The 15,533-nt window shown below is 65.5% G+C and carries 13 protein-coding genes; 5 read left to right on the forward strand and 8 right to left on the reverse strand.

Annotated features, from left to right (window positions below):
• Positions 1–10: 10 nt before the first annotated feature.
• The 6 genes from tsaE to ubiE form a co-directional block, all read right to left on the reverse strand.
• Positions 11–1,531, reverse strand: coding sequence for a tRNA (adenosine(37)-N6)-threonylcarbamoyltransferase complex ATPase subunit type 1 TsaE (gene tsaE / locus JQ587_RS01875; protein ID WP_212424247.1), 1,521 nt, complete (start codon positions 1,529–1,531; stop codon positions 11–13).
• Positions 1,528–4,032: a PAS domain-containing sensor histidine kinase gene (locus JQ587_RS01880; RefSeq protein WP_212424248.1), complete on the reverse strand. Its 2,505-nt coding sequence runs from the start codon at positions 4,030–4,032 to the stop codon at positions 1,528–1,530. Before JQ587_RS01880 ends, tsaE begins: the two co-directional genes overlap by 4 nt.
• A gap of 312 nt (positions 4,033–4,344) precedes the next feature.
• Positions 4,345–4,803 carry a dUTP diphosphatase gene (gene dut, locus JQ587_RS01885; protein ID WP_212302012.1) on the reverse strand — a complete coding sequence of 153 codons (459 nt, stop codon included), beginning with the start codon at positions 4,801–4,803 and terminating at the stop codon, positions 4,345–4,347.
• Positions 4,800–6,260 (reverse strand): bifunctional phosphopantothenoylcysteine decarboxylase/phosphopantothenate--cysteine ligase CoaBC, encoded by a 1,461-nt coding sequence (coaBC, locus tag JQ587_RS01890; protein ID WP_212424249.1) that lies wholly within the window; start codon positions 6,258–6,260, stop codon positions 4,800–4,802. The genes dut and coaBC overlap by 4 nt, the downstream gene beginning before the upstream one ends.
• Before the next feature lie 71 nt (positions 6,261–6,331).
• Positions 6,332–7,906 carry a 2-polyprenylphenol 6-hydroxylase gene (gene ubiB / locus JQ587_RS01895; protein WP_212302014.1) on the reverse strand — a complete coding sequence of 525 codons (1,575 nt, stop codon included), beginning with the start codon at positions 7,904–7,906 and terminating at the stop codon, positions 6,332–6,334.
• A complete protein-coding gene (gene ubiE / locus JQ587_RS01900; RefSeq protein ID WP_212424250.1) occupies positions 7,903–8,664 on the reverse strand; it encodes a bifunctional demethylmenaquinone methyltransferase/2-methoxy-6-polyprenyl-1,4-benzoquinol methylase UbiE in 762 nt (253 codons plus the stop codon). Before ubiE ends, ubiB begins: the two co-directional genes overlap by 4 nt.
• A gap of 81 nt (positions 8,665–8,745) precedes the next feature.
• On the opposite strand from ubiE, the gene mutM reads away from it, so the two are divergent.
• Both mutM and JQ587_RS01910 read left to right on the forward strand, forming a co-directional pair.
• A complete protein-coding gene (gene mutM, locus JQ587_RS01905) occupies positions 8,746–9,627 on the forward strand; it encodes a bifunctional DNA-formamidopyrimidine glycosylase/DNA-(apurinic or apyrimidinic site) lyase (RefSeq protein WP_212424251.1) in 882 nt (293 codons plus the stop codon).
• Positions 9,628–9,633: 6 nt separating this feature from the next.
• Positions 9,634–10,188, forward strand: a complete 555-nt coding sequence (locus tag JQ587_RS01910) for a GNAT family N-acetyltransferase (RefSeq protein WP_212424252.1) — start codon at positions 9,634–9,636, stop codon at positions 10,186–10,188.
• Between the two features lie 290 nt (positions 10,189–10,478).
• Here JQ587_RS01910 and JQ587_RS01915 read toward each other — a convergent pair whose 3' ends face one another.
• The gene (locus JQ587_RS01915) at positions 10,479–11,222 is read right to left on the reverse strand and encodes a ParA family protein (protein ID WP_212424253.1); all 744 of its coding nucleotides are present in this window, start codon (positions 11,220–11,222) and stop codon (positions 10,479–10,481) included.
• Between the two features lie 121 nt (positions 11,223–11,343).
• Between JQ587_RS01915 and JQ587_RS01920 the strand changes: the two genes are divergently transcribed.
• Complete coding sequence (locus tag JQ587_RS01920) at positions 11,344–11,505, forward strand: hypothetical protein (protein WP_212424434.1); 162 nt, start codon at positions 11,344–11,346, stop codon at positions 11,503–11,505.
• Entirely contained in the window at positions 11,465–13,144 is a 1,680-nt protein-coding gene (gene ggt / locus JQ587_RS01925; protein WP_212424254.1) for a gamma-glutamyltransferase, read from the forward strand. Before JQ587_RS01920 ends, ggt begins: the two co-directional genes overlap by 41 nt.
• A gap of 3 nt (positions 13,145–13,147) precedes the next feature.
• Here ggt and JQ587_RS01930 read toward each other — a convergent pair whose 3' ends face one another.
• Positions 13,148–14,509, reverse strand: coding sequence for a peptidoglycan-binding protein (locus JQ587_RS01930; protein ID WP_212424255.1), 1,362 nt, complete (start codon positions 14,507–14,509; stop codon positions 13,148–13,150).
• A 213-nt stretch (positions 14,510–14,722) separates the two neighbouring features.
• Between JQ587_RS01930 and JQ587_RS01935 the strand changes: the two genes are divergently transcribed.
• On the forward strand, positions 14,723–15,526 hold the full coding sequence (locus JQ587_RS01935; RefSeq protein ID WP_212424256.1) for a HesA/MoeB/ThiF family protein: 804 nt from the start codon (positions 14,723–14,725) through the stop codon (positions 15,524–15,526).
• Positions 15,527–15,533 lie beyond the last annotated feature (7 nt).

Below are 15,533 nucleotides of genomic sequence, written 5' to 3' on the forward strand. Positions count from 1 at the left end.
CCGTTCCAAGTCAGGATTGCGGCGGCGGGACATTGGCGAGGTACCAGTCGCGCAAATGTCCGAGCGCCGGATGCGCGAGGGAGCGCTGGAGGTAGGTCCAGATCCGCGGCTGGTGGCGCAGATAGTGGGGCTTGCCGTCGCGGCGGTTGAGCCGGGCAAACGTGCCGAGCAGGCGCGTGTTGCGCTGCGCCGACATGATGGCATAGAGCTCCGCAAAGCCGGCCGGATCGAAGCTCGCATCACCTGCGCGGCGCGCCTTGATGTAGCGCGACAGCAGCGTCAGCTCGAGTGCTTCGGGCACGTCGATGCGCGCATCCTGAAGCAGCGACACCACGTCATAGGAGTGCGGTCCCAGCACGGCGTCCTGAAAGTCGATCACGCCGACGCGTGCGATACCGGGACGGTCCGCGAGCCAGATCAGATTGGGCGAGTGGTAGTCGCGGATGATCCACGTCTTCGGCGCGGCGAGCGGCTTCTTCAGCAGCTCGCGCCACATCGCAAAAAACTCCGCGCGCTTCTCGTCGCTGAGCGGCGCGTTGCGGTCGGGCAGATACCATTCCGGCATCAAGCCGATCTCGATCAGCAGCGCCTCGGTGTCCCAAGCTGGAATGGCGTAGGTCTGCCCGTCCAGCGGCAGCGTCTCCGGCAGTGCCTTGCCATGCAGCATGGCCAGCACGTCGGTCGCGGCCTCATAGCGCTCGGGGATCGGCCGCGGCGGATCGCCTTCGATCACGCCTTCGCTGCCGAAATCCTCCGAGATCAGAAAGCCGTGGTCCAGATCGAAATGATGGATGGCGGGTGCCGAGACTCCCGCCGCGCGCAAGCCTTGATCGATCGCGACGAATGGCCTGATGTTTTCCGCAAGATGCACCGCGGCGCTGTACGACCTGCCATTATAAATCGCAGCACCGTCGGGGCGCTGCGGCGAGTTCATCAGGATGACGATGCCGTCGTTGCGGCGCAGTCGCGCATAGGAACGCGTCGAGGCATCGCCAGCCATGCGCGTGCGCGCCGCATCGATGTAGCCGGATGCGTCGAGGAATTCGCGCAGCGTCTTCAGCCGCGCGACAGTCGCCGCGCCCCTGCCATAGCCTGTGATATCGGCGGCGCGCGCAGTCGAGCCCAGTGCCGGGCGATGCGTCAGCGCGATGTCGATGCGGTCCGTGGGCATCGCCGACGGCGCACGTTCGGGCCATTCGATCAGGACCAGCGTGGCATCCGGCAAGGGCGACAGCCCGATCTCCTCGAGCTCGCTCTCGTCCTCGACGCGGTAGAGGTCCGCATGCATGACCGGAAACGCCAGCAGCTCGTAGCCCTGCACCAGCGTGAAGGTCGGGCTCGGCACTTCCAGCTCGTCGTCGCCGGCGAGGTAGCGAATCATCGCGCGTGCGGCTGCTGTCTTGCCGGCGCCGAGATCGCCGGTGAGCGTGATGGTATCGCCGGGGCCGACCAGCAGCGCGAGATCCGCCATCAATTGCGCGGTGGCCGTCTCGTTGTAGAGCGCGACGGAGAATGTGGTCGGTTCTGTCATTCGGCGGCGTCGCGATGCGCCGCCTGGTCGGTCGGGAAGTCGCAGATCACGACCGTGCCTTTGCCGACGACCGAATCCACCTGCACCTTGCCGCCATGCAGCTCGACGAAGGAGCGCACCAGCGACAGGCCGAGCCCGGCGCCGCGATGACGCGAGCCCTGGGAGCGGCTTTCGAACCAGTTGAACACCTTGTCCTTCATGTCGGCGGGTATTCCAGGTCCGGAATCTGTCACAATGAAGACCACGCTGTGCTCGGTGCGGCGCGCGCTGATTCCGACGGTGGAATCCTGCGGCGAGAAGCCGACGGCGTTGGCGAGGAGGTTATAGAGCACCTGCACCACGCGCTTCTCGTCGCCGATGAAGCTGCCGACATCGGGCGCAATCTCGACCTTGAGGCGGATGCGGTCGGTGGCGAGCCGGTCCTGGATACCTTCCGCGGCGAGCTCGATGGTCTTGCTGACGTCCACCGGGCCGAGTTCCAGCTTCATGGCACCGGCATCGATGGTGGCGAGATCGAGGATGTTGTTGGTCAGCGCCAACAGCGCGTTGGTCGATTTGGTGACATAGTCGAGATATTCGGCCTGCTTCGGCGTCAGCGGCCCGGTCGAGGGATCGCTGAGGAAATGCGCGAAGCCGATGATGGTGGTGAGCGGCGAGCGCAGCTCGTAGGAGACGTGGTGGACGAAATCCACCTTCATCTGGTCGGCGGCCTCCAGCGCCTCGTTGCGCTCGCGCAGCGCGCGCTCGACGTTCTCGGTGTCGGTGATGTCGAGGAAGGTGAGCATGGTCGCGCCGTCATGCAGCGGGCGGATCATGCCGTCGAGCACGCTGCCGTCCTTGCGCTCCAGCTTGATCGGCACGTCGGCGCGGTTCTCGATCGAGGTGATGGCCTCGCGGATCTGGCGCCAGACCGTGGAATCGTCGAACAGCTGATGGCACCAGCCCTCGACGGTCTGAATATGCGGCTCCTCGCGCATGGCGTCGTTCGAGAGCTTCCACATCCGCAGGAAGGCCGGATTGAACAGCTGCGCCTTGCCATTGCTGCCGAACACCGCGACGCCCTCGGCGAGGCTGTCGAGCGTCTCGCGCTGGACCCGGATCATGCCGTCGAAGCGGCGGGCAAGCTCGAGGCTCTCGGTGACGTCGTCGAACAGATAGGTGACGCCGCCTTCGGGATTCGGCGTGGTGACGACCGACAGCGCGCGGCCGTCGGGCAGGTACCAGGTGTCCTTGGCGGCCTCGACCGCGCGATAGGCCTCGTGCAGCTTGGCCTTCCAGGCACGGAAGTCCGGCTGCTCCTGCAATTTGCGCGCGGCGCGGAGCTGATCGAGCACGCTGGAATCATCGGGGTGGGCGTCGAGGAAGGTGCGGTCGAGATCCCACAGCCGCCGGTAGGAGTCATTGTAGAAGGCAAGTCGGCGCTGGCCGTCGAACACGGCGACACCGGAGGAGAGCTGGTCGAGCGTGCGGCGATGCGCCTCCGCCATCCGCACCAGCGCCGCACTCAGCGCATCCGCCTCGCTCGCGTCGATCGCGACGCCGACACTGCCACGGCCGACATTGACGGCCCGCACGTCATACATGCGCCGCTCGCCGCCGATCACGATCGGCAGCCGCGACGTGAAGCTCGCTGCATCCTTCAGGCTGCGCTCCATGGCGGTGCGGTCGGCGCTGTCGAGCAGCTCGAGCTTGCGATCATGGGCGTCGGTGACGCTGGTCGCTTCCGTCGCACGCACATAGGCCGGATTGGCGAAGGTCAGCGCACCGTTCTCGCCCTTGGCCCAGATCGGCCATGGCGCCGCGGCCGCGAAGCCGCGCAGCATCTCGGTTTCGTCGGAGAGCGCCTTGTAGCGCAGATTGGTTTCGGCCAGATCGCGCCGCAGTCCGGAGAGTTCGCGAATCCGGACAATGGCTTGGCCGCCGATGGCGCGGCCGATCGCTTCCAGCGTATGACCGTTGGCGGTGGTCAGCGTGAGCTGGAAGCCGTCGCCGCGTTCGCGCAAGCCGTCGACGGCGTGATCCATCTGCAGCGCCGGTTCCGGCGGTAGCCAGGTTCCAAACGCCAGCACGCGCTGCGGCGACGAATCGCGCGGCAGCACCATGGAGATGTCGCCCGAGATCTGCGCGCGATCGTCGCCGGCCGGCCAGGAGATCAGGATCTGTGGTTCGGCGAACAGCAAGGCGCCGAAGCGGTCGGTCTGCAGCTGGAGTTCCCTGATTCGGCCGAGCAGCGCCGCCTCGTTCTTTGCCGTGCGCACGCGGGTCCGCATCAGCAGGATCGCAGCCACGACCGTGAACCCGAGCAAAGCGAGCGCGGTGGCCAGCACCGCGAGCTCTTGCCGGTTGAAATCCAGCAATATCGAGAGTGTGTCGACGAGGTCGGCGGCCTTCGCCGGCTCAGCCGGTAGCAGCGCTGCGAGAGCGCCTCCTAGCAAGCCGTTGCGCGCCAACGATGTGCACGACAGCAGCGTCCGACGCATCGACACGATCACGCCTGACATAGTTGCCCCAAGACCGCACGAATTTACGCGCTACGACCCCCGTCGTGCGCGAATCAAACGACAATACCCTCACCGCGACTCCACCGGTAAGAGTCCAGACCGTGAACGCAAAGGCGGTCCCAAAAAAATGCAGGGTGCGAGGTTCCAGGTTCACGTAATTCTGCGGGTGATTCGGTTGGAATTGTCGCGCGTTAGCGGCGCATGGGATGAGACTCGATCGTGCTCCAACGGAAGTGCGTTCCCTCCCCCCTTGTGGGGCAACGGGGGGAGGGAGCGGAGAGAGCGTCGCTGTCGATCGGGCTCGATGCGATGCTAGCGTCCCGTCGACCCAAAACCGCCGGCGCCGCGATCGGTCGACGACAACGTCGTCACGGGCACCAGAGCGGCCTGGACCACCGGCGCGATCACCATCTGCGCGATACGCTCGCCGCGCTTGACCACGAACGGCGAGGCGCCGTGGTTGATCAGGATCACCTTGATCTCGCCGCGGTAATCGGCATCGATCGTTCCCGGCGAGTTCAGCACGGTGACGCCGTGCTTGGCGGCAAGTCCCGAGCGGGGCCGCACCTGGGCCTCGTGCCCGGGCGGCAGGGCGATCGCAAGACCCGTCGGCACCAGCGCGTATTGGCCGGGCGCGAGCGTCGTCGGCTCGCTCTCCGCCACCGCCGCCATCAGGTCGAGGCCGGCGGCTTCGGCGGTCTGATAGGCCGGCAGCGGCAGGCCATCGGCGTGGGGCAGGCGTTGCAGTTCGACCGAGACTTTGCTGCTCAAGATGCCGGCTCCAGGAATTTGTCGACGGATTTGTCCGTCACGCTTTTCACGATATGCGCGACCAGTTCGATGGCGACCTGTTCCTTGGTCATCACCGGCCAGGAATCAACAATGATCTCGCCGTTGTTCTCAGCATTCTTGCTGATGAGGTGCACGGTGTTGCGATCGCCGCCCATCACGCCGGTGGCGGGCGAGACGTCGTTGGCGACGATCCAGTCGCAGCCCTTGCGGGCGAGCTTGGTCTTGGCGTTGTCGATGAGGTGCTCGGTCTCGGCGGCAAAGCCGATCACCAGCGGCGGGCGCTTGTCGGCGAGCTTGGAGATCGTCGCGAGGATGTCGGGGTTCTCGACCAGCTGAAGCGGCGGCATTCCGGCCGAGGTCTTCTTCAGCTTCTGCTCGCCTTCATTGGCGACGCGCCAGTCGGCAACCGCGGCGGCGAAGATCGCGATGTCGGCCGGAAGCGCGGCCTGCACCTGCTCCAGCATCTGCCGCGCGGATTCGACGTGCTTGACGTTGACGCCCGCGGGATCGTCGAGGTCGACCGGGCCGCTGACCAGGATCACCTCGGCGCCCGCGGCCTGTGCGGCGGCAGCAATGGCAAAGCCCTGCTTGCCGGAGGAGCGATTGGCGATGTAGCGCACCGGATCGATCGGCTCGTGTGTGGGACCCGCGGTGATCAGCACGCGCTTGCCGGCGAGTGGTCGGGGCACCGGCGGCCGCAGCAGCCGTTCGGCGACAGTGGCGATCTCGATCGCCTCGGACATGCGGCCGACGCCGGCTTCGCCCGCTTCGGCCATCTCGCCGGAGTTGGGCCCGATCAGCAACACGCCGTCACGCTGCAGCTGTGCGACGTTGCGGCGGGTCGCGGCGTTGTTCCACATCAGCGGATTCATCGCCGGCGCAAGCAGGATTTTTCGATTGGTCGCGAGCAGGATGGCGCTGGCGAGGTCGTCGGCGTGGCCATTGGCCATCTTTGCCATCAGGTCGGCAGTCGCCGGCGCCACCACGATGAGGTCGCAGTCGCGCGCGAGGCGGATATGGCCGGCGTCGAACTCGCTCTGGGGATCGAACAGGTCGGTGTAGACGCGTTCATGGGAGAGCGCGCTGACCGAGAGTGGCGTGACGAACTGCTCCGCCGCCTTGGTCAGCACGCAGCGAACGTCGATGCGCCGCTCCTTCAGCCTGCGGATCAGGTCGAGCGACTTGAAGGCGGCGATGCCGCCGCCGATGATCAGGGTGATGCTGGCCTCAGGGGCGGCGCCAGGGCGGAGGGACGCAGGCGCGGGGGCCGCCTCGGGCGGCACCGCAAACGGCGTCAGCGGCTCTTCGCGGCCCTCGATCAGCTCCCGCAGGATGACCCGGACCTCTTCCTCGACCGACCTGCGGTTCTTGGCCGAACGCAGCCGCAAATAGGCTTTGACGGTGTCGTCGAGCTTGCGGATGGTCAGGCTTGCCATGACGCCTCTCCAGCACGAATGATAGCGATGCTATCACTCGTTTGATTGCAATGCAATCAAGCTTTCGGCAATCATAGATTCCGGACGGCGACCAGAATGCCGATGAAGGTCGCGGCGATGATCCACAGCGCCACGGTGCGCCAGCGATTCTTGCGGCCCTCGCTGCGGCCCATGGCGGCGATGCTTTCCGGCGACAGCCGAATGCCCTCCCGCGTCATGGTTTCGAGCTGCTCCAGCACCGCAACCGAACGCTGCGCGATGTCGGGCAGGCGCATCAGCACGCGGGCGAGATCGCCGCCGCCGGTCAGCGCCCCCTGCACCCGGCCGATCGGTCCGAGATTACGCTCGATCCATTCGCGCACCACGGGGTCGGCGACCTTCCAGATGTCGAGCTTGGGATCGAAGCCGCGCGCGACGCCTTCGACCACGACCATGGTCTTCTGCAGCAGGATCAGCTCTGGCCGCGTCGTCATGTCGAACAGGCCGGTGACTTCCAGCAGCAGCGTCAGGAGCCGCGCCATCGAGATCTCCTCGGCGGTGCGGTTGTGAATGGGCTCGCCGATGGCGCGGATGGCCTGCGCGAAATTCTCGACCGAATGGTGCGAGGGGACGTAGCCCGCCTCGAAATGCACCTCGGCGACGCGGCGATAGTCGCGGGTGATGAAGCCGAGCAGGATTTCGGCGAGGAAGCGCCGCTCCTTCATGCCGAGCCGGCCCATGATGCCGAAATCGACCGCGACGAGGCGGCCGGCGTCATCGAGGAACAGATTGCCCGGATGCATGTCGGCGTGGAAAAAGCCGTCGCGCAGCGCGTGCCGCAGAAAGCTCTGGATCACCTTGCGGCCGAGATCGGGCAGATCGACCTGCGCTTCCGCGAGGCGCTTGTGATCGTTCAGCGCGATGCCGTCGATCCACTCCATCGTCAGCACGTTGTGTGTGGTGCGGTCCCAGTCGACGGTCGGCACGCGGAAATCAGGATCGTCCTGCGTGTTCTCCGCCATCTCCGAGAGCGCCGCGGCTTCCAGCCGCAGGTCCATCTCCATCGCCACCGAGCGCGACATGGTGTTGATGACTTCGATCAGGCGCAGGCGCCGCGCCTCGGACGAATAGGCTTCGGCCTTGTGCGCGACGAAGAAGAAATCGGAGAGGTCGCGGCGGAAGCGCGACGCGACGTGCGGCCGGAGCACCTTGACCGCGACGGGCTTGCGGATCCCGTCGCGCTCGACCTCGCCGCGATGCACCTGGGCGATCGAGGCGGCGGCCACCGGCGGACCGAACGTGACGAAGACATCCTTCAGCGGCCGTTCCAACGACGTCGCGATCGCAGCTTCGGCTTCGGCTTGCGGAAACGGTGGTAGCCGGTCCTGAAGGCTTTCGAGATCGCGCGCCATGTTGAAGCCGACGACATCGGGGCGCGTTGCCAAGAATTGGCCGAGCTTGAGATAGGCCGGGCCCATCCGTGTCAGCGCGCGCGAGATTCGCGGGCCGTGCTTGTCGCCACGGCGTTCGACGATGCGCGCAAGCTTCAGCGCGAGCTGTCCGGGTGGCGGCACCAGGCTCGGGTCGACGGAACCGAATACGCCCTCGCGCGCAAACACGAACGCGGCGCGGATCAGGCGCGTCATGTGGGTGATGGCAGAAATCACAAACGCCAGCCCGAATGCAGTGCGACGATGCCGCCGGTCAAGGTTTGAAAGCCGACGCGGGAGAAGCCGGCGTTGCGGATCATGTCGGCGAAGGCGTTTGGCTTCGGAAACTTGCGGATCGACTCGACGAGATATTGGTAGGATTCGGCGTCACCCGTGACCATGCGGCCGAGCGGCGGAATCACCTTGAACGAGAACAGGTCGTAGAGCTTGTCGAGGCCGGGCATCTCGACGGTCGAGAATTCCAGGCACAGGAAGCGGCTGCCGGGCTTGAGCACGCGATAGGCCTCGCGCAACGCCTTGTCGATCTGCGGCACATTGCGAATGCCGAAAGCGATCGTATATGCGTCAAAGCTGCGGTCGGCGAAGGCGAGCGCCTCGGCATTGCCTTCGACGAAATCGACCTGGGTCTCGAGGTGACGCTTGGCGGCACGTTCGCGGCCTACCGCCAGCATGTCGGAATTGATGTCGCAGACGGTGGCATGGAAGCCCGCGCCCGCCGCCTTGGCGGCGCGGAACGAGATGTCGCCGGTGCCGCCGGCCACGTCGAGCAATGCAAACGGCCGGTCGCTTCGCGGCGGGTCGAGCGCATTGATCATGATGTCCTTCCAGACCCGGTGCAGGCCACCGGACATCAGGTCGTTCATCAGATCATAGCGCGACGCCACGCTGTGAAACACATCGTTCACCAGCGTCTGCTTGTCCCCCAGGGGGACGTCCCTGAAGCCAAAATGCGTGGTTTCGCCCGGCCGATCCATTACTCTACTCCACGATGCCGACCATAGCGCGGCCGCCGCAATGGCGCTATCACACCGCCCTCATAAGGTGAATGCCTGACCATGCCTGAATTGCCCGAAGTCGAGACCGTCCGCCGCGGCCTTCAGCCCGTCATGGAGGGCGCGAAAATCGTGGTTGCCGAGGCCCGCAGGCCGGATTTGCGCTTTCCGTTCCAGCCCGACTTCGTGGCCCGGCTCCAGGGGCAGATCGTCACGGGCCTCGGCCGCCGGGCAAAATATCTCATGGCCGACCTCGCCTCCGGCGACGTGCTGCTGATGCATCTGGGCATGTCGGGCTCGTTTCGCGTCATCAAGCCGGACAACGAGGCCGCACCCGGCGAGTTTCATTATCCCAGGGGTAAGGACTCCACGCACGACCACGTGCTGTTTCGGATGTCCTCGGGCGCCGACATCGTCTTCAACGATCCGCGCAGGTTCGGTTACATGAAAGTGATCGCGCGCAACGCGCTCGAAGACGAGCCGCTGCTGCGCGACCTCGGCCCCGAGCCGCTCGGCAACGAGTTCGACGCCGCGATGCTGGCAAGCTCCTGCGCTGGCAAGACCACGAGCCTGAAGGCGGCACTGCTCGACCAGCGCGTGGTCGCAGGCCTCGGCAACATCTATGTCTGTGAAGCCCTGCACCGCTCGCATCTGTCGCCGCGCCGGATCGCCGCGACGATCGCGACCAAGAAGGGTGAGCCGACAGACCACGCCAAGCGGTTGGTCGGTGCGATCCATACCGTGCTCAATGATGCCATCAAGGCCGGCGGCTCATCGTTGCGCGATCATCGCCAGACCTCGGGCGAGCTCGGCTATTTCCAGCATTCGTTCAAGGTCTATGACCGCGAAGGCGAGACCTGCAAGACGCCCCGCTGCGGCGGTATCGTGAAGCGCTTCACCCAGAACGGCCGCTCGACATTCTGGTGTTCGAAGTGTCAGAAGTAGCAGGCCATGCAGACGCCGCGGCTTGAAACCGAACGGCTGATCCTGCGTCCGCTGGCGTTGTCCGACGCGGCGGCGATTCAGCGCCATTTCGACAATTGGAACATCATCCAGCACCTTACTGCCATTGTGCCCTGGCCCTATCCGGCGGACGGCGCGAAAACCTTCGTCCGATCGCAGCTCGACAAGATCGCAGGTGGCGAGGAGATCAATCATTGGATGCTGGTGCTGAAGGACGGCGATGGCGAAGCGATCGGCAACATTCATTTTCGACCCCGTGCCGACGGCGCCAAAGGCAATCGCGGCTTCTGGCTGGCTGAGCCTTACTGGGGGCGTGGCCTGATGACGGAGGCCGTCACCGCGGTGAACGACTTTGCTTTCCTCACGCTCGGGCTCGATCATTTTTACGTCTGCAATGCCGCCACCAACGACGCTTCGCGCAGGGTCAAGCAGAAGACCGGCGCGGAGTTTGTCGGATTCATCGAGCTTGCCCATCACGGCGGACAGTTGAAGTCCGAGCGATGGATCGTACGGCGTGAAGACTGGTTGCGCGGCAGGGCGTGACGACGTCGCCAGGATTGGCGAGATTTGGCCCGAGCGAAGCCGCGTTTCGCCCGTCGGCCGTTTTTCCTGATGGGTCAAGGGCCTGCGCGCCGCTACCGGCGGCCCCGGCCGAGAGCCGTTCTACTGTGCATGGGGTTGTTTTCGCGCTTTTTTGTTCGAGCGCGCGTTCGCCCTCCTCAAAAAACGCGACGCGAAGCAATCCGGCCGGGCTGGTGGCCGGATTGCTTCGTCGCTTGGGCTCATTCACCGGATAGCGAGGAGCCCGTCTGCGTCCTGAGCGATCGCCCCGCTCAGGATGCCAGACCAGTTGTCTCGTCTACCGCAAGCTCGGGGGCTGCGTGCAATATGCCGTCCGCCATCGAGACGGCCTGATCGATCAGGACATTGGTCGGGGCCTCGAGCTCGAGCCGGGTCTCGATCCACTGCCACAGGCCGCGGATCTCCTCGGTCGACTTGCCGTTCGGCGCGAATTCGCTGACGGCGAGGCCGTTCGCGAGCGAGTCCTGGTGATCATTGCGCATCACGATCAGCGGTCGCGCGAGCACCTCGGCGAGATCGAGCGCGGCTTCTTCCGCGAGCGAGTTGGCGGCGTTGTCGATGCGCTGGCCGCGGATCGGCGTCTGGTTCAGCACGAAGCTGTAGGGACGTTTCCAGGCGCGCGCCACGCTGAGGGTGGAGACGGTCGCCTCGATGTCGGCGACGCTCGGGCGGGCCGGAATCAGGCAGAGATCCGAGTAGCGGATCGCGGCGGTGGTCGCGGCGCTGAGGCCGGCTGCGGTGTCGACGATCGCGAGCTGCAGGCCACTGTCCGCCAGCATCTTCAGCCGTGGCGCGAAATCCGCGGCGTGATAGATCGGCTCGACGACGACATCGTCGTTGTTGCGGCGGCGCTGCCAGTTGGAGAGAGTACCCTGCGGGTCGGTCTCGATCAGGCGGACGGTGAAACCGGCCTGCTTGGCGGCCAGTGCGAGGCCGACGGCGAGCGTGCTCTTGCCACTGCCGCCCTTTTGGGTGGCCAGTACGATCGTGTGCATGTGAAGTTCAATCCTTTGGAGTGCCTGGGTCTTGGATAACGCCACGCGAACGTGCATCGCCTTGCGATGCTGAGCTCTTCTCGCTCAGGACGTGCCCTGCCCGATCCAAAGGGGACCGCGGATGTCCGAATCAACGCTAACGATGATGGCAGAATCGGGAATGCCAGCTAATCCGTACCACTACTGGACCCGTAATCGCGCGTATGATGTGCTTGCCGCAGTGAATAAGAAAGGCAAGCGGCATGGGCGGCAATTGGCGCGACCGGACGGCAAGCATCTTTGAATGTCAGAAGATGCCGGCGGTTTCGAGCCGCGGCATGGTGGTGAGCAATCACCCGCTTGCCTCCAGCGCCGGCGCCGAGATGCTGGCCGCCGGCGGCAATGCAATTGACGCCGCGATCGCCACGCTGTTCACGCTGACCGTGGTCGAGCCGATGATGGTCGGCATCATCGGCGGCGGCATGGCGCATATCCGCCTCGCCGATGGCAGCCATCGTTTCATCGACGGCCAGAGCACCGTGCCGGCGGCCGTGCGTGACACCACCTACACGTCCAAGCCAGGCTCTGCGCACGACGTGTTCGACACGGTGGGCAACGAGAACCTCAATGGCCCGAAGGCGGTCGCGACGCCGGGCTCGCTGAAGGCGTGGTGCGAGACGCAGCAAAGGTTCGGCACCATGCCGCTGGCCGACGTCATGCAGCCCGCGATCAAACATGCCGCGCGCGGCTATGCGGCGACGCCCTACTTGCACGAATGCATCAGCGAGAGCGCTGCCGAAATGCGCAAGGACAAGGCGATCGCGGCGATCTATCTGCCTGACGGTGAGCCGCTCAAGGTCGGCGCGCGCGTGGTGCAGGTCGAATATGCCGAGACGCTTCGTTATATTGCCGACCACGGCGAGACCGCCCTCTATGAGGGGCCGCTCGGCGATATCCTCGTCGACTACATGGAGAAGACCAGCGGCTTCATCCGCCGCAACGATCTCACCCATTACAAGACCGTCGAGCGGCAGCCGATCCGCGCCGACTATCGCGGCTGGACCATCCTTGGGCCACCGCCGCCCGCGGCCTCCGGCGTGCATATTGCGCAGATGCTGAACGTTCTGGAAGGCTACGACATCGGCGCTCTCGGCTTCGGCACATCAGAGACCATTCATTATCTCGCCGAAGTCCTGAAGATCGCCTTCGCCGACCGCGCTGCGGCCAGCGGCGATCCTGCCTATGTCGGCGTGCCCGTGGAGAAGCTGACGTCGAAGGCCTATGCCGAGGAGCGCCGCCGCACGATCGATCCGGCGCGTGCGCAGGCTTTCGGTGCGGGCGTGGCGCAGCTCGAAAGCGCGCACACCACGCACATGACGGCGGCAGACAGTTTCGGCAACGTGGTCGCGACCACGCAGACCATCAACAATCTCTTCGGTGCCAAGATCATGATCCCCGGTCTCGGCGCCATCGCCAACAACTACATGAACCTGTTCGATCCGCGTCCGGGTCACGCGTTATCATTGGCGCCAGGCAAGCGTGTGACCACCTCGATGTCGCCGATGATGGCGCTTCGTGATGGCAAGCTGCGCTACGCGCTCGGCCTGCCCGGAGGAAAGCGCATCTTCCCGAGTGCGATGCAGGCGCTGGTCAACCTGATCGATCACGGCATGAGCTTGCAGGAAGCGGTCGAGGCGCCGCGGGTCTGGACCGAGGGCAACGCGCTCGAGGTCGAGCAGTCGGTGCCCGAAGCCGTGCGCGCAAGACTCGCCGCGCTTGGTCACAAGGTCCAGCCGGTTGCAACAGTCGCCGGCGGCATGAACGGCATCGCCTTCCACGACGACGGCACCATGACCGGCGCCGCCTGCTGGCGCGCGGACGGCACGCCGGTGGGGATTTCGGGCGGCCTTGCGAGGAGCGGGATCAGGTTCAGGTTGGGTTGATCGCTACTTCCGCACGCAGATCACCCGCACGACGGCGGCCTTCGCATCCGTCGACGTGCCGTTCGCGGTGACCGCGTTCGCCTTCAGGAAATTGCGCACGGCTTCTGCGGAGACAATCACCGCCTGTGACGCCGGCACCGATGTTGCGGGGCCCGCCACCATCGCCGGCTTCAACAACGCAACGCCGGCGAATTTGCTCTCGCCGTCCATGGCCGGGCTGCCGGAGAAGCCGACCGCCGGTGGAGGCGAGAGCGCAGAGTCGGTCGTCGTCACCGGCGCCAGTGCGCCCTTGACGCTCGACACGCCGGCTGCGCCGCCCTGGCTCTGCGGATCGGCGATGCCGACGACATCGACACTCGTCTTTGCTGCACCACTAGCGAGGTTGAGCGGCTTCAGGGCGCGCGCGCCGTAGATGTGCAAGAGCGCGAGATCGTGCTCCTTGTCCTCGGCGAGACGATCGGCATTCCCATAGCCGGCGATAGTGATCGCAAGGCAGCTGTCGGTGATGAGGCGATCGGTGATGATGGCGCCATCATCGCTGACCACGATGCCGGTGCCGTACTCGACGGTTTTGCGCGGCGCAGGCCCCGTTTGCGGTCCGGACGGAAACGCATTGAACGCGCTCGACATCGCGATCACGACCGGCTCGACCGTGTTCTCGGTCGCCTGATCGTACAAGATCGTCATGATGCGGACTTCGTCGCCCTTGAAGGTGCCGCGCACGTAAAACTTCTTCAGGCCCTGGAGTCCCGACAGCACGAAGAAGTCGGGCTTCACCACGGTGTAGTCGACCTTGCGTCCGGCCGGCTCCTTTTTCTCGGCGTCCGCGAGCTTTGCGGTCGTCGGGTTCGCCTCCTTGCGGCGGCTGAGCATCACCTGCACCGTTCCGGTCGGCGAGGTCCATTTCGACCCATTGGCGTCGGTGGCCTGCTGCGGCACCAGTTTTGAGGGAATGCCGAGCCGCGCGCCGCTGGTCATCTCCGTCACGATCTTCCAGCCGACGCTGTCCTGCTTGCGCCGTGCGGTCTCGGCGAGCGCGGCGCGCTCCTGCGGATTGAGCACGCCGGTCGGCTTGCCGCCCTTGGCTTTCTGGTATTCCTTGATGGCATCGACCATGCGCGAGCTGACGTCGCCGGTGATGGCGCCGTTATATTCGCCGACCCAGGCGAGGTCGGACTGCAGCGACAGCCGCTCCGCCTGCGCCATCGCATCGGCTGTCGCTGACGGCGTTTGCAGGGCAGGGGGCTTGATGGGTACGGTCTGGACCACTTTCGGCTTGGCACCTGGGATCTGCGGCGCCGTCATCTGGGCGCTCGCGCCTGTGGCGGACGCCAACATCAGTGTTGCCGCAAGCATCGATCTCATGACAAATCCAGCCAGCCCATTGAACGCGCTGCCATTGAAGCACATCTCGTTGGTCGCGAACAATGTTGGGGTGGTTCATGTGTTGACCCTCATCCTGAGGAGCCGCGAAGCGGCGTTTCGAAGGATGAAGGCCGAGCTGCGAGAGCGGGGCCTGCATGGTTCGAGACGGCGCTGCGCGCCTCCTCACCATGAGGGTTGAGAGGAACGACGACGATGCTGAGCCCGGACGAACTCGAACGCTATGCCCGCCATATCGTGCTGCGCGATGTCGGCGGTCCCGGCCAGGCTGCGCTCAAGCGGGCCGCCGTGCTGGTGATCGGCGCCGGCGGGCTCGGCGCGCCGGCTCTGATGTATCTGGCAGCCGCCGGCGTCGGGACGCTCGGCGTGGTCGATGATGACGTCGTTTCGCTGTCCAACCTGCAGCGCCAGGTGATCCATACGACGCCCGACATCGGCCGGCACAAGGTCGAGAGCGCGGCCGAGCGGATCGCGGCACTCAATCCGCATGTCCGCTTCGTGGGTCACGCCACCTGGCTCAATGCCGACAACGCGCTGAGCCTGATCGGCGACTACGATCTCGTGCTCGACGGTTCCGACAATTTCTCGACGCGTTATTTGGCCTCGGACGCCTGCTTCTTCGCGAAGCGGCCGCTGATCACGGCAGCGCTCGGCACGTTCGACGGTTCGCTCACCACGATCCGCGCGCATGAAAAGAACGAGCAGGGTGAATTCAATCCGACCTATCGCTGCCTGTTTCCGGAGGCGCCGCCGCCGGGCACTGTGCCGGCCTGCGCCGAGGCCGGCGTCATGGGCGCACTTGCCGGCGTGATGGGCTCGATGATGGCGCTGGAGGCAATCCGCGAGATCGTCGGGTTCGGCGACGGCCTGGTCGGCCGTCTCCTGATGATCGATGCGCGCGCGATGCGATTCGAGACGCTGCGCTATGCACGCGATCCGGCCAATCCGCTCAATGGCGATGGGCCTGTGATTGCCGATCTCAGTGCCCACCGCACCTGATTGCGAC

This window comes from Bradyrhizobium manausense, from assembly GCF_018130615.1.
Taxonomy (GTDB): Bacteria; Pseudomonadota; Alphaproteobacteria; order Rhizobiales; family Xanthobacteraceae; genus Bradyrhizobium; species Bradyrhizobium manausense_A.

Bases quoted from the DNA above. Each gene is read 5' to 3' on its own strand.
- JQ587_RS01930 (WP_212424255.1), bottom strand. From the start codon at position 14,509: ATGAGATCGATGCTTGCGGCAACACTGATGTTGGCGTCCGCCACAGGC.
- coaBC (WP_212424249.1), bottom strand. From the start codon at position 6,260: ATGGCAAGCCTGACCATCCGCAAGCTCGACGACACCGTCAAAGCCTAT.
- JQ587_RS01880 (WP_212424248.1), bottom strand. From the start codon at position 4,032: ATGTCAGGCGTGATCGTGTCGATGCGTCGGACGCTGCTGTCGTGCACA.
- ggt (WP_212424254.1), top strand. From the start codon at position 11,465: ATGGGCGGCAATTGGCGCGACCGGACGGCAAGCATCTTTGAATGTCAG.
- JQ587_RS01915 (WP_212424253.1), bottom strand. From the start codon at position 11,222: ATGCACACGATCGTACTGGCCACCCAAAAGGGCGGCAGTGGCAAGAGC.
- JQ587_RS01910 (WP_212424252.1), top strand. From the start codon at position 9,634: ATGCAGACGCCGCGGCTTGAAACCGAACGGCTGATCCTGCGTCCGCTG.
- tsaE (WP_212424247.1), bottom strand. From the start codon at position 1,531: ATGACAGAACCGACCACATTCTCCGTCGCGCTCTACAACGAGACGGCC.
- JQ587_RS01935 (WP_212424256.1), top strand. From the start codon at position 14,723: ATGCTGAGCCCGGACGAACTCGAACGCTATGCCCGCCATATCGTGCTG.
- JQ587_RS01920 (WP_212424434.1), top strand. From the start codon at position 11,344: ATGTCCGAATCAACGCTAACGATGATGGCAGAATCGGGAATGCCAGCT.
- mutM (WP_212424251.1), top strand. From the start codon at position 8,746: ATGCCTGAATTGCCCGAAGTCGAGACCGTCCGCCGCGGCCTTCAGCCC.
- ubiE (WP_212424250.1), bottom strand. From the start codon at position 8,664: ATGGATCGGCCGGGCGAAACCACGCATTTTGGCTTCAGGGACGTCCCC.